Source organism: Winogradskyella eckloniae (assembly GCF_013249045.1).
Classification (GTDB): Bacteria; Bacteroidota; Bacteroidia; order Flavobacteriales; family Flavobacteriaceae; genus Winogradskyella; species Winogradskyella eckloniae.
The window spans coordinates 126,903-150,330 of the sequence record NZ_JABRWP010000006.1; the positions used below are offsets into that span (position 1 = coordinate 126,903).

Here is a 23,428-nt window from a genome sequence, read left to right on the forward strand (position 1 = left end):
GCGACATACGAGTTGTAGTCGAAATATTGGGTTTCGTTAATTTATGTGGTTGTAATATTTAATCGTTTTATATCTTGTTTATAGGCTGTTGGTAAAATGATGTCTTTTAAAATCCAATCGAGTTTAAGGCTTCTAAAAATTTTATAAACTGAAATTAAGGGTTTTAATAATGATACTTTTCTTAATAGGAGTAACGTTCTTACAGAATCTTGTAACAGTAATATCTGCGACTCTAATAATAGACGATACCTAAAAAGGCCTAGATGTTTTCGGTATTGTTTGTATAAGTCTTTAGTATAGTTTCCGTTTTTTAAATTTTCGTCTAAATGGTTTTGTCTTTCAATTTCAAAATCAGAGTAGGTAAGTGGTAGATTTTTAATTCCCATTCTAGAACCAACATTGCCAAACACGTTTAAAACGTCTTGTTTTTCTTCAAGTTGAAGTTCTCTTTCTAAAATTTCATAAGCACGAATCGAATAATCAATCAGCATATACAAAACATCTTTATAAGCCCATTGCGGAATCTTTGCGCCGCGTTTGTTTTCAACAGACGTGTGAATTGCGGTAATATGATTTATAGCTTTTATGGCATCATCTTTCTCAGAAAATACAATGGCTTTGGCATAGTTAACCGTAGAAAATAAGCGTCCTAAAGGGTCAGATGGTAATTTGCCTGTAAAATAAAGCCAATCGACAGCTTTGTTGGCAGCAAACTCTGCAGATGCACCAGCAAATACCAAAAGAATGGTGTCGCTAGTTCCCCAGATTTCTCTGACTATTGAGTTTTTATGTACAAAGTTTTCCATCGAAATTTCTAAAAATTAAGTCTTGTTTATTAATTTTTCAAGCGCTTCAATATGTTTTTTAAATTCTAATTTACCCAGTTTAGTAGCACTATATCTGGTGTTTGGTTTTCTTCCAATAAATTGTTTTTCAACTAAAATATAGTCTGCTTTTTCTAAGGCTTTGGTGTGGCTGGCTAAGTTGCCGTCTGTGGCACCTAACAATTCCTTTAGCATTTTAAAATCGGCATACTCATTAACCATAAGTACAGACATAATGCCTAGTCGTATTCTGTGATCAAAAAGTTTATTTATGTTAGTAATTATACTCATAGTGTTTCCAACAAATGCCGGAATTTCTGTCTTTAATATGTTTTGTCAAATTTACTTTTAATTAAAACAGTATCATTTAATACTGTTATATGTATTTCATCTTCAATTTGATGACCATTAGAATAATAACCAAAGGATTTTGAAATCTTGTTGCTGTTTTCATGATTTTTATAAGAAATGAAGTAGCTACCATCTGATTTTGCTTCAGTCATTGATATGCTGTAGGCCATACTTTCGCCTTGGTCTAAGCTAATAAATTCTTGTTTAGTATTAGGGTTAATGGCTAATGAATCAATTTTAAAATCACTTGCATTGGTAATTACAAAATGTCCTTTATTAAAATGACACGATGTACATAGGAATAATAATGATGCCAAAAACGTTATGTTTAGAATTGATTTCATTGGTATTCTATTTATTTACATCATATTTAAAATGCATCCAAGTCCCATAAATAATATGCATTACTCCAAAGCCAATGGCCCAAAGCCAAAACCCATAACCAGGATAATAACTGGCTATTAGTCCTAATATAATCTGGATATAACCCAAATATTGAATGTCGCCTATGCTATATTTTGAAGCACACACTAAGGCTAACCCGTAAAAAATAAGCATTAAACCACCTGTTTGTCCATATGTACCTTGACTTAAAATAATTAAACAATAAACACCACCAACCGTTAGCGGAATTAGAAAATTTAACAAGAGACGTTTAGAGGAGTTGTCCCACATTTTGTCGCCAGTTTTTTTAGCTTTTCTAGTCGTGAGGATGATACCAGTAACTGCGCTCAAAATGGCTATCATCATTAAAACAGCCATGCAAGCCCAAAATACCCTACCATGGAATATATATAAAGTGCCATTACTGTATGTCATTACTAACCAGTAAGCAATCGCTGCACCAATAAGGGCATAGATACCAGCGAGAACGCCAGATAAACCACTTAAAGAAATAAATCGTGAGGATTTATTCATAAGATTTTTAATCTCACTAATGTCTTTTAAATAATCTTTATCGCTCATTTTTAAAGTACTTTGAAATACAAAGTAAAATAAATTATTCGGTTTCAACAAATTTATTTTGCAGTTTTAGCTAAATTTATCATCTAACGAATAACAAAAATTTTTGAAATGATTGGATTACTCTTAACAATAGCAAATATTTCTGGAGGTATTTTACTCGGTCTTGCAACACTAGATAAATGGGATGGTGAAAGCAATTTTTTTAATAATATAGCAGGAAAATTAGTGCCTTTTCAAACCGTAATTGGTGGTGCGCTTGTGGTTTTATCTATACTTACTATAAGAGGCAGTTTGCTCTTAAATATTGTGAGTATTTTAGGAGGTATTCTTTTATTAACACATGTCTTTAGCAAAGTGCCTGCTTTAGAGACAACCTTAAGAAAAATTTCAGCATCATTAATGCCTTTTAAAGCTATTATTGGTATAGCATTATTGGTTATTGGTGTTTTAAGACTATTCTAAAATGTAGAAATGAATCCGGCTGAAGCACATATCTTAAAACAAGTAGAACCATACAAGTCTATTTATTTGCATTTGCAAGTGTTAATAGAACATACTTTGCCTGAAGCAGATTTGTTATACAAATGGCGTTTGCCTTGTTATTATATAGATAAGCGACCAATCTGTTATATCAATCAGAGTAAAGATTATGTAGACGTAGGGTTTTGGCATTCTGCGCATTTATCAAAAAAATGGGATGCCTATTTAGTGACCGAAAAACGTAAAGTAGTGAAATCACTGCGTTATAAAACACTAGATGATATAGACGATTCTATTTTTATTTCGATTTTAAAAGACGTTGAAGGAATAAAACAGAAAGGGTTTTATAAGAAGGATGTCTAAATAATTTAAGACTTTATGAGTTTGTAGTTGGCCTTCATTAATTTACGGTTTAAATTAATATTTAGGGAAAGTCTGTGGTTAGAAATTCCGCCAATTGTATTGTTAAAACTAATGCCATAGCCATATGTTAGATTAACCATTCCTCCAAAGCTAGCGCCTAGTTCTGGTAAAATTCTAAATTCTGATTGTTCGTTTTTAAAATAATTAAGTGCAGATAAGCGTATAGAAAAAAAAGTAATAGAGATTTCGTAGCCTAATTTTGGTGCGATATTAAAGTTTTCATCACGCTTTAAATTTGTTTCCATTCCTATTCTTAAACCTTGAACACCAACAATCGGGAACATTTTTGGAGGAAATTCATTACTAACGTTTCCAATTATGACGTTAAACTCAGTAAAAACTTCTTTTTGAACTAAAACACCTGAAGAAAATACTAAATTTAGTTTTCGAGGTGCTTTGGCTTTTTCTATTTCTCCTGGTTGTGTAAAGCAAAAATTGCTAGAAAATAAAACTGAAATTATGATTAAGCTATGGAACTTCATTAGAAGTTGTTAATAGTCTTCCTTATGGCTACCAGATGCTTTAATAAACCTTCTAAATTATCTAAATGTAGCATATTGGCACCATCACTTTTAGCATTTGCAGGATCGAAGTGGGTCTCAATAAATAAACCATCTACATTATTAACAATACCTGCTCTGGCAATGGTTTCAATCATATCTGGTCGTCCACCTGTGACACCAATAGTTTGATTTGGTTGTTGTAGAGAATGCGTAACATCTAAAACCGTTGGTGCAAATTGACGCATGGTTGGTATGCCTCTAAAGTCTACAATCATATCTTGATAGCCAAACATGGTACCTCGATCTGTAATCCAAGCTTTTTCGTTACCAGCATCTTTTACTTTTTGTACAGCATGTTTCATGGCTTCCGGACTCATAAATTGCCCTTTCTTTAAGTTAACCACTTTTCCTGTTTTGGCTGCCGCAACAACCAAGTCGGTCTGTCTTACTAAAAATGCAGGTATTTGCAACACATCAACATATTCTGCAGCCATCGCAGCATCAGAAGCTTCATGTATATCTGTCACTGTAGGAACATCAAACGTTTCAGAAACCTTTCTAAGAATTTTTAAGGCTTTTTCGTTTCCAATTCCTGTAAAACTATCAATTCTACTTCGGTTTGCTTTTTTAAAACTGCCTTTAAATATGTAAGGAATTTCTAATTTGTCAGTAATGTTAATGACCTTCTCTGCAATGCGCAATGCCATGTCTTCGCCTTCAATAGCGCATGGTCCACAGAGTAAAAAAAAGTTGTTAGAATCTGTATGTTTTAGTTTAGGAATACGTTTTAAATCCATATCAGTATAAAGGCAATAATTAGTGTACAAATATACTATTTAACTATAACATTTATACTTAAAGCAGAACAACATTTACGCTAAGGGTTATTCGTTTAGGCCAAGGTATTCTACATTAACAATTTGGTAGGTGTCTGGTGGAAGAATTCCAGGTTCTATGTCGTATTCTTTATTCATGGAAAGTATACAGCTAGAGTTCGCTGAAATCGCATTACAAGGTTCATCTGCATCTGATGAGAGGTTTCCTGAGATTTCAAAATTTCCGTCGTAAATAGTTAATATTGGAAAGCCTGTAACATCAAAATCATTATGATTATTAAGTTGAATCTCATATTGAAGTAATGTGGTGTTATTACCTGTATCTGGTACATAATTAAAACTTAATATTTGATAAGAAAAATTCTCTAAAACGGGTGCCTCAATAATTTCAGGCACTTCTAATAATTCAAAATCACACGAAACTTCTTGTGTAGTTATATGCGAATAACTCTGATTCCCTACAAAATATGTTTGAGGAATTTCGATGGTTTTGGTACATTCATCTTCTTCTGGGCATCCTAATAAAGAAATAAATAAAGGTAAGCAAATAATCGTTTTTAGTTTTTTGAAATTTAAATTCAGAATCGTCAAAGTTTTAGAGTTAATTGTTTTGTCAATAAATATACAAATATGAAGGTGTAATTGTATCGTTTTATTTCAAAATTTTACCATCAACCATCAACCATCAACCATCAACCATCAACCATCAACCATCAACCATCAACCATCAACCATCAACCAATCCTCAAAAATTCCTAGTCATACTATTTCTAATCATCCAAAGGGACATTACTAAATTTCCAACAACCAGAATACCACCTAGAAACAGCAGTTTTTTAACGGCTTCTGTCCAATTAAAAATATGCAATAGATTAAAAATATAGGCAAAGCATAGATAAGACGATAGACAAACAAACACAATACCCAATGAGAAATTAAGTTGTTTGCTCGGTTTTATGAGTTGCCAAACAAAGGGAATTCCAAAGAGTAAAATAGGATAGGCAGAAATGCCTTCTGACTTATTTAGTATTGTAAACCAATAAATAACGACAGACAAAAAATAGATAAAAGGGATAAACTTAGAGGATTTTAAAACGCGTTGCATCTGTAAAATATTTAGGATCAACAATTAGTAACTTCAAATGATATGTGGCAGTGTAGAAACAAGAACATTGTCTATGTGCTGTTAATCAATTATTTATCCTAAGATACGACATCAGATGATTTGAAAATGAAATTATAACAATTTATTAACGAAATGAGTAGAATTAGATGTACCTTTGCACGCTTAAAATCAGCATCAGTTATGACTAAGATTAAAAACATTGCAATTATTGCACACGTCGATCACGGAAAGACAACATTGGTAGATAAGATAATGTATCACTGTCAATTATTTCGTGAAAATGAAAACACAGGAGATTTAATACTAGATAACAATGATCTAGAACGTGAAAGAGGTATTACAATTACGTCTAAAAACGTTTCTGTTGTTTATAAAGACACAAAGATTAATGTAATTGATACACCTGGTCACGCCGATTTTGGAGGTGAAGTAGAGCGTGTTTTAAACATGGCAGATGGTGTATTATTATTGGTAGATGCTTTTGAAGGGCCAATGCCACAAACACGTTTTGTATTACAAAAAGCAATTGATTTAGGGTTAAAGCCTTGTGTCGTTGTTAATAAAGTAGATAAAGAAAACTGTACGCCAGATGAGGTTCATGAAAAAGTTTTTGACTTAATGTTTGAACTTGGTGCAGAAGAATGGCAGTTAGATTTTCCAACAGTATACGGTTCTGCAAAGAACAATTGGATGAGCGATGACTGGCAAGTAGAAACGGAAAATGTTGAACCATTATTAGATATGGTTATTGAGCATATTCCTGAACCGAAAATCGAAGAAGGCACAACTCAAATGTTAATTACATCTTTAGATTTCTCTTCATTTACAGGCCGAATAGCTATTGGTCGTTTAACAAGAGGTGGTTTAAAAGTAAATCAACAAATCTCTTTAGTAAAAAGAGATGGCTCTATAGTAAAGAGTAAAATAAAGGAATTACATACGTTTGAAGGTGTAGGTCGTAAAAAAGTAGAAGAAGTACAAACAGGTGATATTTGTGCTATTGTAGGACTAGAAGGATTTGAAATTGGTGATACCGTTGCAGATATTGAAAACCCAGAAGGTTTAAAAACAATCGCTATCGATGAGCCAACAATGAGTATGTTGTTCACCATTAACGATTCACCTTTCTTTGGTAAAGATGGAAAGTTTGTAACATCGCGTCATATTAAAGATCGTTTAACTAAGGAATTAGAGAAGAACTTAGCCTTACGTGTTGAAGAAACAGATAGCGCAGATAAATTCATGGTTTTTGGTCGTGGTGTATTACACTTATCTGTATTAATTGAAACAATGCGTCGTGAAGGTTACGAATTACAAATTGGTCAGCCACAAGTAATCATCAAAGAAGTTGATGGTGTTAAATGTGAGCCTTTTGAAGAAATGACTATTGATTTACCAGAAAACGTATCAGGTAAAGCCATTGAGATGGTAACAATGCGTAAAGGTGAAATGATTAGCATGGAAGCTAAAGGAGATCGTATGGTTTGTGAATTTATAGTACCTTCTAGAGGAATTATAGGATTAAGAAATCAGTTATTAACTGCTACAGCAGGTGAAGCTATTATGGCACACCGTTTTGTAGATTATAAGCCACTTAAAGGTGGAATTCCAGAACGTCAAAATGGATCATTAGTATCTATGGAAAACGGACAAGCCATTCCTTATTCTATTGATAAATTACAAGATAGAGGTAAATTCTTCGTAGATCCAGGTGAAGATATTTATGAAGGTCAGGTAATTGGTGAGAATTCGCGTCAAGATGATATGACGGTTAACGTTACCAAAACTAAGAAATTGAGTAATGTACGTTCTTCAGGAGCAGATGATAAAGCTAAGATTATACCTGCTATTAAGTTTTCTTTAGAAGAGGCGTTAGAATATATTCAGAAAGATGAGTATGTTGAAGTTACTCCAAATCACTTAAGATTGCGTAAAATCTATTTAAAAGAAGTAGATCGTAAGCGTAACAAGAATTTGTAATACATAGTGTCATTCTAAATTTATTTCAGAAAAACATAGATGACTTCTATAATATAGAAAAGAGAAATACTGAAAAGTGTTTCTCTTTTTTTTGTCAATTATGTCAGAATACGAGATGAGGTATTATTATTGGTTTTTACAATCCATAATAATCGAAGTATATGGTATGTAAAAATAAGATTCATCAATTGTAGACTCAACGGAATTGAAGTACGCTTTAGAAAGACGTTCATATTCAGCCTGAGTTCTTACAAATTGACCTCTATCTTTCTTTAAGAAATATTCTGAGATTTTATTTTGATTAGGAATATAGCAACCATCAAATGAAATAAAACGACCATTAGGTTTTAAAGCTTTAACCGCAATTTTAAATAAATTAAAACATTGTTCGTCGGTTAAATGATGTAACACGCCAGCCGATATTACGATATCAAAGGTGTGATTGTCTTCTAAATCTAAACCATCCACACCTGCACATTTAAAATGGCCTCTTTGCCCATATTTTTTTTTGGCCTGCGCAATGTAATTTTCATCTAAATCAATACCTGTATAGTCTACTTCTGGTAAAAATTCTAGTATGTCACCAGGACCACAGCCAATATCTAAGATTTTTTGGCCAGCGATTATGTTTACATTTTTTTCAACAAAAAGTTTACGAGCTCTATAACCACCTACTATTTTTTGATATGTTGTATAAACAATAGGATGACTAAGAATTTTTCTTGGATCGAGATTTATGGACACGTTTTTAGTCTGTATTTTTATTGCAGCTAAATTAATAGAATAAGCATAAAATAAGGTGTTATATTTGAATTTTACTTAAACCCTCTTTTATTTTTAGATTCAAACGCAATGAATCCATCTTCAATTATTAAAAAATACAGTTTAGCAATCACACTTAGTATTATTGTGGTTTTACAACTTATTTTGGCTTTTCAAGGCTTTGATGTGTGTGATGACGGTTTTGTTTTAACTTTTTATCAGCAGATTTTTGCCAATCCAGAGAGTGTAGAATATAATTTTTTGTATTGGTTTGCTGGTTTTGTAGGTGGTATTTGGTATCTCTTATATGAAGATGGTGGGATTTTGTGGTTTAGAATTTTAGCGATACTTGTCAATACAGCAACATTTTACCTTTCATATAGGTTATTAAAACCGTTTGTACCCAAAAGGTTTTTGTTAGGCGCTTTAGTGATGGTGCTATTTGTAAATGATTTTGGTTATTTAACATATTATCACAATCAGTTAACTGCACTGATGTCTGTTTTAATTATCTATTTACTTTATAAAGCAGTTATTAACAGTCGTAATCAATTATTCATTTGGGCAGGATTTCTTCTCAGTATCAATGTATTTACTAGGATTCCAAACGTGGTGCTGTTTTCTTTAGTCTTAGTAATTCCGTTTGCGTTTTATTTAAAGAAACAATCAGTTTATAAATCTGTGAAACCTATCCTTTTTGTGGGTTTGGGTTCCGTAATTGGTTTTTTACTGGTATATGTAACGCTTAGTTTACTTGGTCAAGTAGACATAATGAAAAATGCACTACTTACAATAGTGGATTTAGGGCAAACAGAAAATAGCTCTCATAGTTTTAAATCTGTGTTTAGTGCGCCATTTTATAACTATCTTAATGTTGCGAAGGAAACCATTAAACTTAGTCTTATATTAGTGTTGTACTACGTAATTAAACACGTTCTATCAAACAAACAGATCTACAATTATCTGATTTTTGGTGTCACAGTTGTGGTGTTATGCTATTGGTTTAATACTCATAATATATATCCAATATATAGTCTTTGTTTAATAGGTTGCGGCCTTGTTTTGTTCGGATATCAAATAAGCAATGCCCTAAAAATTATTGGCTTTTTATCTTTTTTAACTTTAATTACTATAACCTTAGGAACAGGAGGTGGTATTAAGAATAGTGGTTATATGGCAATTTGGATTAGTTTGCCTCTATTTTTTTACGGTGTTAAAAATTTAGATCTTGTATTTAAAAAACGGAATTCCGATCCATTAAGTATTAAGTTGACAAAGCCTACAGTTCAAATGTTTTTATATGCTACTGTGTTGGCATTTTTAATGCTTAAAAGCTATCATATATCCCAACAGTCTTATTTTGATAGCGGAAGTAGATTACACAAAACCTTTGCTATTAATAGTCCATTGGCAAAAGGCATTTACACAACAGAACGTAGAGCCAATATTATTAATGACTTGCTTATGAATTTAGATAAATACGTGGCTAAAGATGACTATTTAATGATTTATGATAAAATCCCAATGTTACATTTTTTAACAGTGACTAAACCTTATATGTATAATCCTTGGGTTTGGATTTATGATTATAATTCATTTGAAAAAAAACTTAATAAAGCAGAAAAAGAAATATCCAAATTGCCAATCGTTGTACAACAAAAGTTTGATACTTTTTACGAGTTTTCAGAACCTATCGACGATTATATGTCAACAGAGAAACAAAACACCAATGCTCATAGTAATGAGCGTAATGCTATTATGAATGCTTTCTTAGAACGCAATCATTATACGATCGTTTGGAGTAATGCTTATTTTAATATTTTTCAAGCAGACGAAACGCTAAAATAAGCTCATTGATTTATATTATATTAGTAACCTTATTAAGGTAAGGAATATGCAAGAAAATGAATTGTCCATAATTATCCCAGTTTATAACGAATCTGGGAATTTACAAATGCTCTATGATAGAATTAAAAACACCGTAAATTCTATTACAGAACATTATGAAATACTATTTGTAAATGATGGTAGTTCTGATGATTCTTTGTTAAAAATTCTAGAACTATCACAGTCTGATTCACGTGTGTATTATCTTAATTTAAGTCGAAATTTTGGGCATCAAATAGCGGTTTCTGCTGGTTTGGAGTATAGCAACGCGCGATGTACAGTAATTATTGATTCTGATTTACAAGATCCTCCAGAATTAATTTCAGAATTATATGCCAAGTTTAATGAAGGTTTTGATGTGGTTTATGCAAAGCGACAGAAACGAATAGGTGAATCTATTTTTAAAAAAATTACGGCTAAATTGTACTATAGAGTACTGAAAAAAATGGTGTCTTTCGATATACCGTTAGATGCTGGAGATTTTAGAATAGTTTCTAAAAAAGTAGTAGAAGCCATTAATAAAATGCCTGAACAGAATAAGTATTTAAGAGGCCAAATAGCATGGTTAGGCTTAAAACAAACACATGTGCTTTATAGCAGAGATTCTAGGAAACACGGTACATCTGGATATTCATACGGAAAGATGATTCGTTTAGCCTTTGATGGCATCACAGGATTTTCTGACAAACCCTTACTGTTTGTAAGTCGCTTAGGATTTCTAATATCTTTTTTTTCTTTCTTACTCATTATATATGCCGTATTTTCACATTACGCGTTAGAACAAACCATTACAGGTTGGACGTCGTTAATTATGAGTGCTGCCTTCATTGGAGGAATTCAATTGTTGTCTATTGGTGTGATAGGCGAGTATATTAGTAGAATTAACGTGAATGTAAAAGGGCGACCACTATATATAGTAGATACCACAAATATTGAAACGATTAGCACACCAAAGAAAACCGATTGAGATGCGTACGTTGTAAATCTAAAAGCACGCTAGTTGCTAAACAATTACCTATTTCATAGTTTTTTAATTAATTTGGTCACCAACTAAATGTCAAATACCATTTTTGTAGTAAAATCATATCAACCTAGTTTAAAATCAGAATGGGATGGCTTTGTGAAAAAAGCAAAGAATGCCACGTTCTTGTTTTATAGAGATTTTATGGATTATCACGGTGATAGATTTAAAGATGTCTCAGTGATGATTTATAAAAATGATGAACTATTTGCGCTATTGCCAGCTAATGTTGTTGGTAATAAAGTGATATCTCATCAAGGTTTAACTTATGGAAGTTTTGTACTCAAGGACAGTGCAAAATTACTCACAGCATTAGAAGCATTTAAAGCTATGTTGGCCTATTATGAAGCTCAGGGCTTGGAAGAAATAGAAATACGAGTTATTCCTACCTTTTACAATAAAATGCCATCAGATGAGTTAGATTATTTTCTATACAAGGCTAATGCGCAATTGTTGAAGAAAGATGTTTTAATGGTTATCGATTATGCACATAAATTACGTTTTCAAAAGAATAGAAGAGAAGGCATTAACAAGGCATTACGATCAGGATTGGAGTTAAAAGTAGATTCAAATTTTGAAGGCTTCTGGAACGATGTCCTCATTCCTAATTTAGAAAATAAACATGGTATAAAACCGGTTCATACATTAGAAGAAATAGAGTTATTAGCATCGCGTTTTCCTGAGCATATAAAACAAGTCAATATTTATAAGGATAATAAAGTAGTTGCAGGCACAACGGTTTTCTTAACAGCAACCACAGTACACCCACAATATGTGTCTGGTAATAGGGATAAAAATAGTTTTGGTAGTCTAGATTTGGCTTATTATTTTATTATCAATGACATGTGTGAAGATAAACGCTATTTCGATTTTAATATTTCGAGTGAAGACCATGGTTCTAAGATAAACGAAGGCTTAATTTTTTGGAAAGAAAGTTGTGGCGCTAGAAGCCATACTGCCAATACGTTTCTTGTAAAAACAAATAGTCATAAAAATTTAAAAGTACCTCGAGTATAAATGTAAATATGATTAAATTCTTAGACTTACATAAAATTAACAACAGATATCGAGACGCATTTGAAGCCTCATTTAAGTCTTCTTTAGACGATGCATACTTTGTATTAGGAAAAAATGTAACCCACTTTGAAAATGAGTTTGCAAAATATTGTGGAACAACATATTGTGTTGGTACTGCCAATGGTTTGGATGCATTAACACTTATTTTAAAAGGTTATATTCAACTAGGAATTTTAAAAAAAGGCGATAAAGTTTTAGTGCCTGCAAATACATTTATTGCTACAATTTTGTCGGTTTTGCATGCGGATTTAGTACCTGTTTTAGTAGAGCCAGATCCAGAAACCTATAATATTTCAGTGGCCTCTGTAAAAGCAAATATAACGGATGCTAAAGCCATTATTATGGTACATCTCTATGGTCAGTTATGCAATGTGGAAAGTCTACAAAAAATAGCAGAAACTCATAACTTGCTTTTAATTGAAGATGCCGCTCAAGCGCATGGTGCGGAGTGTAAATTAGGAAAAGCTGGAAGTTTGTCTCATGCCGCAGCATTTAGTTTTTATCCAAGTAAAAATTTGGGAGCTTTAGGAGATGGAGGTGCTATTACGACCTCAAACCCTCAATTGGTTGACGTCGTGAAATTACTTCGCAATTATGGAAGTGCAAAGAAATATGTTAATGAGATTGTTGGGGTTAATAGCCGATTAGATGATATGCAAGCGGCTTTTTTAAATATTAAACTAAAAACGCTTGACGCAGATAACGACAAACGACGTAAAATTGCAAGTGCATATGTAAGCGGAATTAAAAATCCTAAAATTAAATTGCCATTTTATGATACGACAAAAGCGCACGTGTTTTATGCCTTTGTGGTAGAGGTAGAAAATAGAACCGAATTTACACAGTTTTTAGATGCACATAAAATAGAATGGTTAATTCATTATCCTACACCTGCGCACAAGCAACAAGCTTTAAGTTCGTTTTCTAATGTAGAATTACCAATAACAGAACAGATACATAAAAAAATAATTAGTTTACCTATAAGTCCAGTGATGAGCACTGAAGAAGTACAGCAGGTCATAGCAATATTAAATTCGTACTAATTGAAAAAGTATTTTAATGACATCAGCAGAGGATTTTTAGCAAAGTCTGCAAGACTAAATACAGCCAATTTAGGACTCAAGATTTTATCTGGTATAATCATTTCAAAATGTATTGCCATCTATATTGGGCCATACGGAATGGCATTGATAGGTAACCTTAAAAATTTTATAAATGCAGTACAGTCCGTTGCAATTTCTGGATTGTATAGTGGCGTTGTAAAATTTATCAGTCAGATTAAAGAAAATTTATCAAAGCTTTCCGAAGTCTTATCTACTGTATTTTACCTTGGCTTTTTTTCATCTTTTCTATTAGCTCTATTATGTTACTATAATGCCGAAACCCTTAATGAGTTATTGTTTTTTTCGGAATATAGGTTTACAAATATAATTAAGGCCTTAGCTATTGTATTGCCATTTTATGCGTTAAACATGTTTGTTTTCTCCATAATGAATGGCTTTTCTAAGCATAAATATTTATTAATAATTAATACCATTGGTCAGGTTTTAGGGCTTTTAGTAACCGTATTATTAATAGTGAGAGAAAATATTACAGGAGCTCTTTTGGCCATAGTAATATCACCAGCATTAAATTTATTAATCACTATTGTAGGTATTGCATTTAGAAAAAGTTTTATAAGTAGAATAAAACTATCTAATGTAAGTTTATCGGTTGTGAAAACATTAAGTCCTAACATGGTAATGGCGTTAGTAAGTGCAGTTGCTTTACCTATAGTTATGATTATAATTAGAAATTATCTTGTTGCTGAGGTAGGTATATATCAGGCAGGTTATTGGACGGCTATGACGCGCGTTTCAGAATATTATTTAATGTTTATTAATTCTTTAATGTTACTTTATATTTTACCTCGATTTTCTAAAATTGAGTCTAAAAGTGCATTTAAAAAAGAAGTATTTTGGTTTTATAAAAGCATTATGCCTGCATTTGTACTAATGTTATTTGTGATTTATTTAAGTAGATCATTGCTGGTACGTTTAATGTTTTCAGAAGAGTTTCAGGATGTAGAACACTTATTTGGGTATCAAATATTAGGCGATATTATGCGTATTTTGGCCTCAGTAATAGTGTATAAATTCTTGCTTAAAAAAATGTTTGGGCATTATATTATTCTAGAAATATTTCTATTTGTAACCATGTGTTTTTCTAGTATTTATTTAATTGATGAGTTTGGTTTAAAAGGAGCCGTAATGGGTCACTTTGTTAGTTACTTAATTTATTTTGCAATTGTCTTACTTATATTTAATAATTCTTTATTTGGTATCTTATCGCGTGAAGAATTAGAAGAAACCAATCCATAAAACGTGAAACTCCCAAAATTTCTTAGTGGTAACCTTGTGCTGAAGATAACTTCGCTTAATGCCTTGGTCATTTCTATAAGATTGGTAGTGTCTGTTTTTATCCAAAGACTTTTAGCAGTAGCAGTTGGCGAAGCCGGAATAGCCAATATAGGTCAGATTAGAAATGTATTAGCAATGCTTACGTCTACCTCTACATTAGGCGTGTTTTCTGGTGTTGTTAAATATATAGCGCAGTTTAAGGATGATCAGCCAGAGCTAACAAAGTTATTTTCTTCGGTAACTCTTTTTGTACTTGTTGGGTCGGTTTTATCATCGGCTGTATTATATTTTGGCGCCTCTTTCTTTTCAGATTATTTGTTTTCTTCGCAAGACTACTTGTATGTGTTTCAATTGTTAGCTGTAATTGTTCCGTTTATTGCTGTAAATAGAGTGGTTAATGCTGTTATAAGTGGTTTGTCTGATTATAAACGCTATGCTGAAATTGAGCTCATTAGTTACCTACTTGGTGCAGTTGTGCTATTAATTGGTTTGTTTCGTTTAAACCTAAAAGGTGTATTAATTGCAATTATTTTGGTGCCAGTTATTCAATTGTTAGTTCTGGTATTTGTGTTTGGTAAAACCCTTAAGGGTTATGTAGACTTTAAATCCATAAAACTTAATTTTAATTACAGAAAAAAGTTATTGGCCTTTACCTTAATGTCTTTTATCTCTACTTTTTTAATTAATTATATAGAATTAGATATTAGATCTTTAGTGACGAAAGAAATAAATATTAATGAAGCAGGTTATTGGACGGCTATTACATTTATTTCAAAAAATTATATGGTATTTGCAACGGGATTATTTACGCTGTACGTGTTGCCAAAATTTTCTAATATTCACAGTAAAAACGAATTTAAGCATGAAGTTTTAAAAATCTATAAATCCATTCTGCCCATTTTTGCCTTAGGAATGTTGTTGGTTTATTTGTTAAGACATGTGATTATACAGTTGGTATATCCAGATTTTATTGGCATGGAACCCTTATTTAAATGGCAACTTTTAGGAGATTTAGTGCGCTTGGCCTCAGTGGTTTTAGCACATCAATTTTTAGCAAAACGCTTAGTGAAGAGTTTTGTGTTTACAGAGTTAATTTCATTAGTCTTGTTTTTTGTACTCACTAAGTTATTTATATCATATTTCGGAACAGAAGGTGTTGTTTTGGCTCATTTTGCGAGGTACGTGATTTATTTTATAGTCGTCGTGTTTGTGATTAAATACTATTATAATACGCAAAGTAAGGAACAAAAATAACTGAGACCTACTGCTCGATATGGTTTTGCCAAATTTTTAAATATTCAGCAGCACATTTAATGTGATCGTGGTGTGCTTCCACAAACTGTCTGGCGTTAATGGAAATCTCAATTAGTTTTTCAGGATTGAGAATTAACCATTCTAATTTTTTCGCAATAGCCTCTGCATCTGGTAAAGCATTTATTGCAATCGTATCTTCTTTAAGATTATAATACTCTAACCATTCTTTTTCGGCACCAGTAAAAACAACTTTGCCTTTTGCCATAGCTTCTAAAGCATTGTATCCTTGGTCGTATGCATACACTTGATCTAATAAAATGTGTGCTTTATCAAAACTTTTAATGTAGTCTTTGTATGGTAGGTTTTGAGCTGTTATGATTTCTACCTTATCATCAAATTTCTGTTGAATAATTTCTAAGGCTTTCTCAAAAATATCATTTCCTTTTTTAAAATAATTATGCGTATTGATGCCATGAAAAATAACAATCTTGTTTTGTATTTGTAGTTTCCTAAATTCTAGTTGACTTAAATCAATGGCATGTGGAATCATGCCTAAATATTTTTTATATCCAATTAATGGAATGTGATAGTCTAAATCGTTAGAAACGACACCTTTAATAGTATTAAAAATATGTTTATGTAAATCTATGTGAGATTCCGTTAAATAACTGAGTGCAGGCGAAAAGTCTTTCTTAGTGCCTTTGTTTTCAAAATAGGGTGTTAAAATAGAATATCTAAATTTCTTATCGAAAGCATAACTGACACTTGGATAATCTAAACCAGCTGATAATAAAAAGACATTTTTATTCCAATCAGATAGCCAATTGAATATGATACGTTGGTCTTTTCTTTCGAAATCAAATATTGCTTCATTAATAAATTGAACAACGTCATGATTTGACAATAAATGTTTTTTAGATTTTATTTGGCGCTTAATGGAGACTGCTGTGATATCAATTCCTGAAAACCTTTTAATAATTATCCTCAATTTTTTTAGAATATAAGAATTGTAAGGATCTCTAATTTCAATGTCTACATCTACTTTTTTAAAACCATCTCTTGTACTAACTAGAATGGCATCATGTCCTAAGCTTTTTAATCCTTGTTTTATATTCCATTGCGCTCTATTATATTCACCAAAGAGTAAAACTTTCATTTATTGCGGTTTCATTTAATATCTTTATCCTTTATTTAAAGGTTATGCAAAGTAAACATAAAAAAAGAATTTGTATTGTAGCGCGTTCACTAAGTGAAGGTGGTGCGGATCGGGTCGCAGCAATGCAGTCTGTTTTTCTTTCGGACTTAGGGTATGATGTTTACATAGTAACCATATTAAATGGTATAAAATATCCATTTAAAGGAACATTATTTAACCTTGGAGCTATTAAAGAGCAAAATGATACTGTTTATGGAAGGTTTAATCGTTTTCTTTTATTTAAAAACTTTTTATCATCAAATAAAATCGATGTTGTTATAGATCATCGAGTACGCAGTAAACGTTTTTCTGAATATATGATTTCAGGTTTGATTTATCCTAAATCTACTATATATGTGGTGCATAATTTTACTATTGAACTTTATTTTCCTCCAAATAAATTTTTAACAAAGTACTTTTATAAAAATGTAAAATCAATTGTTTCAGTATCAAATGGTATTGAGAAAAAAGTTGACGAATTATATAAGTTTAAAAATTTAAACACCATATATAATCCTATTGATTTTGAATACATAGATCGTTTAAAAGTTAAAAAAATAGAACCATTAAGCCATTTTATTTTTTGGTATGGACGCTTTGAAGAAAAACAAAAAAATCTGTCACTTTTAATAGATGCATATTCAAAATCTCAACTTCCCAGTAAAAATATTAAGTTGATTTTAATGGGAAATGGTAAAGACAAAACGTTGATACATGATAAAATTGTAAACTCAGAGCTTAGTGATTTTGTTGAAATTAAACCGTTTTCAGAAAATCCATTTAAATATATAAATGCTTCAAAATTTACAGTTTTAACAAGTGAATTTGAAGGTTTTCCAATGACCGTTTTAGAATCATTAGCAAGCGGAATTCCTGTAGTTAGTGTAGAATACAAAAACTTTGAAGATGGTGTTGTGGATAATGAATACAACGGTTTATTGGTGGAAAATCATAATCCTGAAGTGTTAGCAAATGCATTTAATCGTTTTATTAATGACGAAAAATTATATCTTCGTTGTAAAGCCAATGCTAAAAAGAGTGTAGCATCTTTTTCTGTTGAAAAGATATCTAAAGAGTGGCAAATCTTAATTGATAATTAATGAATACTAGAATAAACGATGTTGAAATTATAGAAATCCCAAAAGTACATGATGATCGTGGCTTATTGGCAGTGATAGAAAAAGATACTGTTCCTTTCAAAATTGAACGTGTATATTATTTATATGATGTGCCTTCTGATGCTTTTAGAGGAGGACATGCTCATAAAAATCTCTATCAGCTTATTATTCCATTATCTGGTAGTTTCAATGTGCTGTTAAAGGATGGAAAAGAAAGTAAAACGGTTTATCTCAACAAACCGCACAAAGGCTTATTAATTGTGCCAGGTATTTGGCGAGAAATTGATAATTTTTCTTCAGGATGTGTGTGTTTAGTTTTGGCCTCTTCGGTTTATAATGAGGATGATTATATCAGAGATTTTGATGAGTTTTTAACTTTTAAAAAGGTATAGGTATATTTTACTCTTAATGATATATGGTCTTACCGTATTTAGTAATTGTAATAAAAATGTAGGCGTCTTTAATAAGGTTTTCTGTTTAAAATTGAGATGGTTATAATTTAAGGTTTTTAAAGTGTCTTTGTAAATTTTGGTTTCTCCATTTATTTTTGTTCTCAATGCTAATCCATAGCGTTTAATATCTAAATATTTTTTCAAATATAAATTGTCTTTTTCATATGCTGTAAAGGAATTAAACAGTATGAATCTAGCTGCATTGTCCTCAAACTTTCCTAAACTTCCTTCAATAGATTTGTCGTAAATCATTGTAATTTCCGGATTAAAAACGATCGGTTCTTTTAATGCGATTCTAATCCATAAATCGAGATCTTGGCTACTTAAGTAAATAGGATTGAACATACCGTAATCTATGAATTTAGTTTTTTCCATGGCAGCAGCAGATGTCCACACAATGGTGTCATTAAGACTTGCTTTGAAAAAATCCTCAATAATTATAGGTTGTTTTGCGTTTTCTACAATATTTATTTGTGCAGGAATAACATGATTTATATTATACTTTATGCAATAGTTGTTCGCATATAATCCAGCATTTGGATGCAATTCTATACTGGCTTTTAAACAGGCTAAATGGTTGTTTTTCCAAATATCATCTGCGTCTAAAAATGCTACGTATTTGGCAGTTGCAAAATTTACACCATTGTTTCTCGCTGCGCTAGCACCTGCATTTTTTTGATGAAATAGTTTTATTTTATCCGATGAAAAAGATTCTACAATAGTGACACTTTGGTCAGTTGAGCCATCATTTACAATAACTATTTCATAATCTTCAAAATTTTGATCTAAGGCACTTTTTAGGCATTCTGAAATATATTTTTCCTTATTATACAAAGGAATAACAACAGAGAAAAAAGGCGTATTATTCATTGTCTAGTAAATAATTAGCAATCGTTTTTGAAGATTTTAAAACTTTATCAGTAATAGCGCCTTGGATTAATACACTATTATATAATTCTGTTTCAAAAGTATCGATTTTAGTTGTGTCTGGTACAAAATTAAGCGCCTTTTCTAATACATTAGAGAGTTCTTGTTTGTTGCCAAGTTTTAAACAGACAGAAGAATGGTCATAAAAAGCATTTCCTAATACCACTACAGGTTTATATTTTAAAATAGCCTCAATGCCTACAGTAGAATTATTTACTATTACAACTTTAGCATTTTCTAAAGCATGATGTAATGTTGAAGTATTATCTATAACAATGTTGTTTTTTGAAATATAGTTATATAAACTAGGCTCATATTTATTTATATAAAGTGGATGCTCTCTAACCACTAAAGTGACTGCTTTTGGTAAATAGCTATAGATGTCTGCTATGATTTCGGTGTGTGTGTTGTATAAAGGACTATGGTAAATCATATTCACATCTAAAGGTACTTGTAAAATTAACAATATAGTGTTCTCGGAGGAGAGGTTTATATTTTGCTTACTAGCGGTTTTTGACCTATAACTGTTTAAATCACTGTATTTTAAATCTGGAGGATACAAAGACGTGTGTTCAAACAAAGTCATTAAAACCATATCTAAACCACGATAGATTGGCGAACGCTTGTATTTTTCAGTATGTGATCTAATGGGTTCTGTAGGTCTATTAATTTTTAAGGAAGTTGTGTCTTTGTCTCTGAAACTAATATTAGCATTGACACCTTTGTCATCAAAAAAAGTGGTGTTAAATGGACCTTGTTCTATATAAAAGACCTTTATGTTTTTACTTTTTGCTACAGCAATAGCTATTTCTATGCATAACCTAGAATCGCCAATGGTAATAAGGAAATCTGGTTGTTCTTTTGTGAATTTAGCCTCAAAAACATCAATGTACGCTAAGGTTTGTAGTTGTAAGGCTATGGTAGGTATCTTATCGCTTAAGGCCGTATGGAATTTATAATACGTATCAAATGCAAAAGACTTATAGACGTCTTGAGAATTAATAATAGACAAATAATGTTTTCGTCTTCTATGAGCTAAAATCCAGGCTTTAACTGTGATCCAATAACTGGGTTTAAATCTAAAAAGTGTATAAAGAAAACCACTAATATAAAGGCTGTAAACTTTTAAGCTAATTTTTGAATGGTTCTTAGCTTTTAGTTGACGCTCAATATCAAGATAAAATCTAGAAAATTTATCTAATGTACTAAGGCAAATGACTTTCATGTATGGTTATACGCTCAATAAATATTAATTGGAGTACAATGTAATTAAATTATAAATGAAGCTCAAAGACTTTAGCATTAAACGAATTTAAATTATCTTGCCATAGCATTAAATTAGTGAAAAGTGGATTATTCTTCAGAAGATATTATTAATCATATTTGTGATAAAATCGTAGCTCAAAAGGCACATGTTTTATCAACGTATAATGCTTCTAAATCGCGTATTGGTTATTTTTATATCGATGATTTATTACCTGAAGACATAGCAAAAGCATGTTTTGAAGTGTTTCCTGATAAAAGTGACATGCGATGCTTAAATACGATAAGAGAATATAAGTATGTGTCTGCTCAAATGGATAATCATAATCCTTTACTTGAGAAAGTGATTTATGCTTTTCAAGATGAACGTGTGGTTCAATTAATAGGTGAGCTTTGTGAGATAGATACATTATATGCAGATAACTCGTTATATGCAGGTGGATTGTCATTAATGGCTTATGAGAATTTTTTAAATCCACATTTAGATAATTCACATGACGCGGAACGTAAGCGTTGGCGTGTATTAAATTTACTGTATTATGTTACACCAAATTGGGAACTAAAAAATGGAGGACATTTAGAGTTGTGGCCAAATGGACCTAAAAAAGAGCCTATTGTTGTTGAGAGTAAATTTAATCGTTTGGTGGTTATGGCAACTCATGATACCTCTTGGCATTCTGTAAATAAAGTAAATGCTAAAGAAGCGTCTAGATGTTGTATTTCTAATTATTATTTTAGTCCAAAGGCATTGAAGCCAACCGATAAATTTCATGTTACTAAATACAAGGGTAGACCAGGTGAAACCGTAAAAAATTTCATATTAGATACAGATGCTAAACTAAGAACATTAGTGCGTAAAGTATTTAAAAAAGGGATTAGAAAAAATCCACATATTTATAAAAAGGACGAAGAATCTTAAATGTTAAGATAAGGATTATCTAAAACCCTTTGCGCTTCGTTTCGTTGCGTTTCAAACCTATAAGGATGATCTAAAACATGCAAATAGTAAATTTGTTTGGTCCAATTAGAATTCTTAAATAAGCGCTTGTTTACTAAGAATTTATGATAGACGATGTTCCTTAATTTTTGCGTGTCATTAAATTCTTTAATGGCTAACAGTTCTCCTGATTTGTCATTATGGTTTTCCATAAAGATGTCATCAAAATAAATATAAGTTAGAGGTAAAAATAGATTAGGGTCTTCCTTGAATAACTCTAAAACTTCCATGGTAGAACTGTAATAATCTACATCGATAGACACAAAACCAATTGGTGTTTCTGAAGACGTTGTTTTTAAAAACTCTTTTAAAGTTTCCTTTATTGGCCCAATAAATAGTTGTGCTTTTCCTTTTATTCTGTCTTCAAGTAGATCTCTATTCATAGGAAAATCGCCAGTATTATAATACTCAGGATGATCTCTATAATCTACAGGTTCTGGCATGCCTTTACCTGTGTCAAATCCATAAATGTTTATCTTAATACCTGTAGTTTTAGTCACTTTTTCAGCAACCTTAATCATGTTCATTAAGCCACTGCCATGGGCTACACCAAATTCTAAAACACTAATTTCAGAAAAGCCTCGTTCCTTAGCTTGGTCTGCGGCTTTTAAAATACTAAAGGCGTGGTGAGGTCTTAACACCAAATCATATAAAACTTTGCTTCTAAACGAACCAAAAAGCAATACAAAAAAACTAATTAGGTTTAAATGTAAAGGCTCCGATAAACGTTCTTTATAGATTCTGGTCCAGATGCGTTTTTGAGATAAACGATTTAATAAAAAACTCATATGTTAACTCTTACGTTGTACAACCTCAAAGACTTTGTTTTCATCACATTTTAGGGTCTTACTTGGGTATTTTAATAGTAGAGCATAATCATGAGTAGCCATTAAAATAGTGTTGCCATTTTTGTTAATGTCTTGCAATACTTCCATAACTTCTATACTCGTTTGCGGATCTAAATTACCTGTAGGCTCATCTGCAATTATCAGTTCAGGATCATTTAATAAAGCACGCGCTATAGCAATACGTTGTTGTTCACCACCAGACAGTTCATGAGGATATTTAAATCCTTTTGTTTTCATAGCCACTTTATCTAAAACGGAATCAATTCGGTCTTTAATGCGCTCTTTGTCTTTCCAACCTGTAGCTTTTAGTACAAATTCTAAATTCCCAATGATGGTTCGGTCTGGTAACAATTTAAAATCCTGAAAAACAATACCCAACTTACGCCTTAAAAAAGGAATATCTTTTTCCTTCATGGTTTTAAGATTAAAATCGACTACAGTTCCTTCTCCTTCTGTTAATTGTAAATCGCCATATAAGGTTTGCATAAAGCTACTCTTTCCGCTACCTGTTTTACCTATGAGGTAGACAAAGTCGCCTTTTTGCATTTCAAAATTAACTTTAGAAAGTACCATACTTTCACCTTGGTAAATTGTAGCATCTTTAAGTTCTAAAACCGTCTCAGACATAATGTTGATATAAAAATTATTGGTAACTGTAAAAGTATTGCTTAAAATCTCAATTAGCAAAAGCTATAAGTTAATTTCTGATTTTTAAAATTAGCTAACTAATTGCAATCAA

The 23,428-nt window shown here is 31.5% G+C and carries 26 protein-coding genes; 12 read left to right on the forward strand and 14 right to left on the reverse strand.

Annotated elements, in window-relative coordinates; genetic code table 11:
* Positions 1–41 precede the first annotated feature (41 nt).
* The 4 genes from HNV08_RS11795 to HNV08_RS11810 are packed head-to-tail and all read right to left on the reverse strand — an operon-like array spanning position 42 to position 2,141.
* Positions 42–806, reverse strand: a complete 765-nt coding sequence (locus HNV08_RS11795; RefSeq protein WP_173281530.1) for an oxygenase MpaB family protein — start codon at positions 804–806, stop codon at positions 42–44.
* Positions 807–821: 15 nt separating this feature from the next.
* Complete coding sequence (locus HNV08_RS11800) at positions 822–1,115, reverse strand: winged helix-turn-helix domain-containing protein (protein WP_173281531.1); 294 nt, start codon at positions 1,113–1,115, stop codon at positions 822–824.
* A gap of 32 nt (positions 1,116–1,147) precedes the next feature.
* The gene (locus HNV08_RS11805) at positions 1,148–1,519 is read right to left on the reverse strand and encodes a hypothetical protein (protein ID WP_173281532.1); all 372 of its coding nucleotides are present in this window, start codon (positions 1,517–1,519) and stop codon (positions 1,148–1,150) included.
* A gap of 7 nt (positions 1,520–1,526) precedes the next feature.
* Positions 1,527–2,141: a hypothetical protein gene (locus HNV08_RS11810; RefSeq protein WP_173281533.1), complete on the reverse strand. Its 615-nt coding sequence runs from the start codon at positions 2,139–2,141 to the stop codon at positions 1,527–1,529.
* A gap of 108 nt (positions 2,142–2,249) precedes the next feature.
* Here HNV08_RS11810 and HNV08_RS11815 point away from each other — a divergent pair, with 108 nt between their 5' ends.
* Both HNV08_RS11815 and HNV08_RS11820 read left to right on the forward strand, forming a co-directional pair.
* Positions 2,250–2,603 (forward strand): hypothetical protein, encoded by a 354-nt coding sequence (locus HNV08_RS11815; RefSeq protein ID WP_173281534.1) that lies wholly within the window; start codon positions 2,250–2,252, stop codon positions 2,601–2,603.
* A gap of 9 nt (positions 2,604–2,612) precedes the next feature.
* Positions 2,613–2,984 (forward strand): DUF1801 domain-containing protein, encoded by a 372-nt coding sequence (locus HNV08_RS11820; RefSeq protein WP_173281535.1) that lies wholly within the window; start codon positions 2,613–2,615, stop codon positions 2,982–2,984.
* A 5-nt stretch (positions 2,985–2,989) separates the two neighbouring features.
* Here HNV08_RS11820 and HNV08_RS11825 read toward each other — a convergent pair whose 3' ends face one another.
* The 4 genes from HNV08_RS11825 to HNV08_RS11840 form a co-directional block, all read right to left on the reverse strand.
* Entirely contained in the window at positions 2,990–3,526 is a 537-nt protein-coding gene (locus tag HNV08_RS11825; RefSeq protein WP_173281536.1) for a hypothetical protein, read from the reverse strand.
* Positions 3,526–4,344 (reverse strand): 3-deoxy-8-phosphooctulonate synthase, encoded by an 819-nt coding sequence (gene kdsA, locus HNV08_RS11830; RefSeq protein WP_173281537.1) that lies wholly within the window; start codon positions 4,342–4,344, stop codon positions 3,526–3,528. The genes HNV08_RS11825 and kdsA overlap by 1 nt, the downstream gene beginning before the upstream one ends.
* An 87-nt stretch (positions 4,345–4,431) precedes the next feature.
* On the reverse strand, positions 4,432–4,974 hold the full coding sequence (locus HNV08_RS11835) for a hypothetical protein (RefSeq protein ID WP_173281538.1): 543 nt from the start codon (positions 4,972–4,974) through the stop codon (positions 4,432–4,434).
* 154 nt (positions 4,975–5,128) lie between these two features.
* Entirely contained in the window at positions 5,129–5,488 is a 360-nt protein-coding gene (locus tag HNV08_RS11840) for a hypothetical protein (RefSeq protein WP_173281539.1), read from the reverse strand.
* Positions 5,489–5,689: 201 nt separating this feature from the next.
* On the opposite strand from HNV08_RS11840, the gene typA reads away from it, so the two are divergent.
* On the forward strand, positions 5,690–7,489 hold the full coding sequence (gene typA, locus HNV08_RS11845) for a translational GTPase TypA (protein WP_173281592.1): 1,800 nt from the start codon (positions 5,690–5,692) through the stop codon (positions 7,487–7,489).
* Between the two features lie 126 nt (positions 7,490–7,615).
* Here the strand turns inward: typA and HNV08_RS11850 are convergent, their stop codons facing one another.
* Complete coding sequence (locus HNV08_RS11850; protein ID WP_173281540.1) at positions 7,616–8,233, reverse strand: class I SAM-dependent methyltransferase; 618 nt, start codon at positions 8,231–8,233, stop codon at positions 7,616–7,618.
* A gap of 108 nt (positions 8,234–8,341) precedes the next feature.
* Between HNV08_RS11850 and HNV08_RS11855 the strand changes: the two genes are divergently transcribed.
* From HNV08_RS11855 to HNV08_RS11880, 6 genes are all read left to right on the forward strand, one after another.
* Entirely contained in the window at positions 8,342–10,099 is a 1,758-nt protein-coding gene (locus tag HNV08_RS11855) for a hypothetical protein (RefSeq protein WP_173281541.1), read from the forward strand.
* A 46-nt stretch (positions 10,100–10,145) separates the two neighbouring features.
* Positions 10,146–11,105, forward strand: coding sequence for a glycosyltransferase family 2 protein (locus HNV08_RS11860; protein ID WP_173281542.1), 960 nt, complete (start codon positions 10,146–10,148; stop codon positions 11,103–11,105).
* Positions 11,106–11,192: 87 nt separating this feature from the next.
* Positions 11,193–12,176 (forward strand): GNAT family N-acetyltransferase, encoded by a 984-nt coding sequence (locus HNV08_RS11865; protein WP_173281543.1) that lies wholly within the window; start codon positions 11,193–11,195, stop codon positions 12,174–12,176.
* Positions 12,177–12,184: 8 nt separating this feature from the next.
* A complete protein-coding gene (locus tag HNV08_RS11870; RefSeq protein WP_173281544.1) occupies positions 12,185–13,279 on the forward strand; it encodes a DegT/DnrJ/EryC1/StrS family aminotransferase in 1,095 nt (364 codons plus the stop codon).
* Positions 13,280–14,596, forward strand: a complete 1,317-nt coding sequence (locus tag HNV08_RS11875) for an O-antigen translocase (RefSeq protein WP_173281545.1) — start codon at positions 13,280–13,282, stop codon at positions 14,594–14,596.
* Positions 14,597–14,599: 3 nt separating this feature from the next.
* The gene (locus HNV08_RS11880) at positions 14,600–15,889 is read left to right on the forward strand and encodes an O-antigen translocase (protein WP_173281546.1); all 1,290 of its coding nucleotides are present in this window, start codon (positions 14,600–14,602) and stop codon (positions 15,887–15,889) included.
* Between the two features lie 7 nt (positions 15,890–15,896).
* Here HNV08_RS11880 and HNV08_RS11885 read toward each other — a convergent pair whose 3' ends face one another.
* The gene (locus tag HNV08_RS11885) at positions 15,897–17,045 is read right to left on the reverse strand and encodes a glycosyltransferase (RefSeq protein ID WP_173281547.1); all 1,149 of its coding nucleotides are present in this window, start codon (positions 17,043–17,045) and stop codon (positions 15,897–15,899) included.
* Between the two features lie 44 nt (positions 17,046–17,089).
* Here HNV08_RS11885 and HNV08_RS11890 point away from each other — a divergent pair, with 44 nt between their 5' ends.
* Entirely contained in the window at positions 17,090–18,184 is a 1,095-nt protein-coding gene (locus HNV08_RS11890) for a glycosyltransferase (protein WP_173281548.1), read from the forward strand.
* Positions 18,184–18,594: a sugar 3,4-ketoisomerase gene (locus HNV08_RS11895; RefSeq protein WP_173281549.1), complete on the forward strand. Its 411-nt coding sequence runs from the start codon at positions 18,184–18,186 to the stop codon at positions 18,592–18,594. Before HNV08_RS11890 ends, HNV08_RS11895 begins: the two co-directional genes overlap by 1 nt.
* Here the strand turns inward: HNV08_RS11895 and HNV08_RS11900 are convergent.
* Both HNV08_RS11900 and HNV08_RS11905 read right to left on the reverse strand, forming a co-directional pair.
* Positions 18,574–19,524: a glycosyltransferase family 2 protein gene (locus HNV08_RS11900; protein WP_173281550.1), complete on the reverse strand. Its 951-nt coding sequence runs from the start codon at positions 19,522–19,524 to the stop codon at positions 18,574–18,576. The two genes, HNV08_RS11895 and HNV08_RS11900, sit on opposite strands and share 21 nt — an antisense overlap.
* Positions 19,517–20,806 carry a capsular polysaccharide export protein, LipB/KpsS family gene (locus tag HNV08_RS11905; RefSeq protein WP_173281551.1) on the reverse strand — a complete coding sequence of 430 codons (1,290 nt, stop codon included), beginning with the start codon at positions 20,804–20,806 and terminating at the stop codon, positions 19,517–19,519. Before HNV08_RS11905 ends, HNV08_RS11900 begins: the two co-directional genes overlap by 8 nt.
* A 123-nt stretch (positions 20,807–20,929) precedes the next feature.
* On the opposite strand from HNV08_RS11905, the gene HNV08_RS16435 reads away from it, so the two are divergent.
* A complete protein-coding gene (locus tag HNV08_RS16435; RefSeq protein WP_317170242.1) occupies positions 20,930–21,763 on the forward strand; it encodes a 2OG-Fe(II) oxygenase in 834 nt (277 codons plus the stop codon).
* Here HNV08_RS16435 and HNV08_RS11915 read toward each other — a convergent pair.
* Together HNV08_RS11915 and HNV08_RS11920 are read right to left on the reverse strand one after the other, a co-directional pair.
* On the reverse strand, positions 21,760–22,629 hold the full coding sequence (locus HNV08_RS11915; RefSeq protein ID WP_173281552.1) for a hypothetical protein: 870 nt from the start codon (positions 22,627–22,629) through the stop codon (positions 21,760–21,762). The genes HNV08_RS16435 and HNV08_RS11915 overlap by 4 nt on opposite strands.
* 3 nt (positions 22,630–22,632) lie before the next feature.
* On the reverse strand, positions 22,633–23,316 hold the full coding sequence (locus tag HNV08_RS11920) for a cell division ATP-binding protein FtsE (protein ID WP_173281553.1): 684 nt from the start codon (positions 23,314–23,316) through the stop codon (positions 22,633–22,635).
* Positions 23,317–23,428 lie beyond the last annotated feature (112 nt).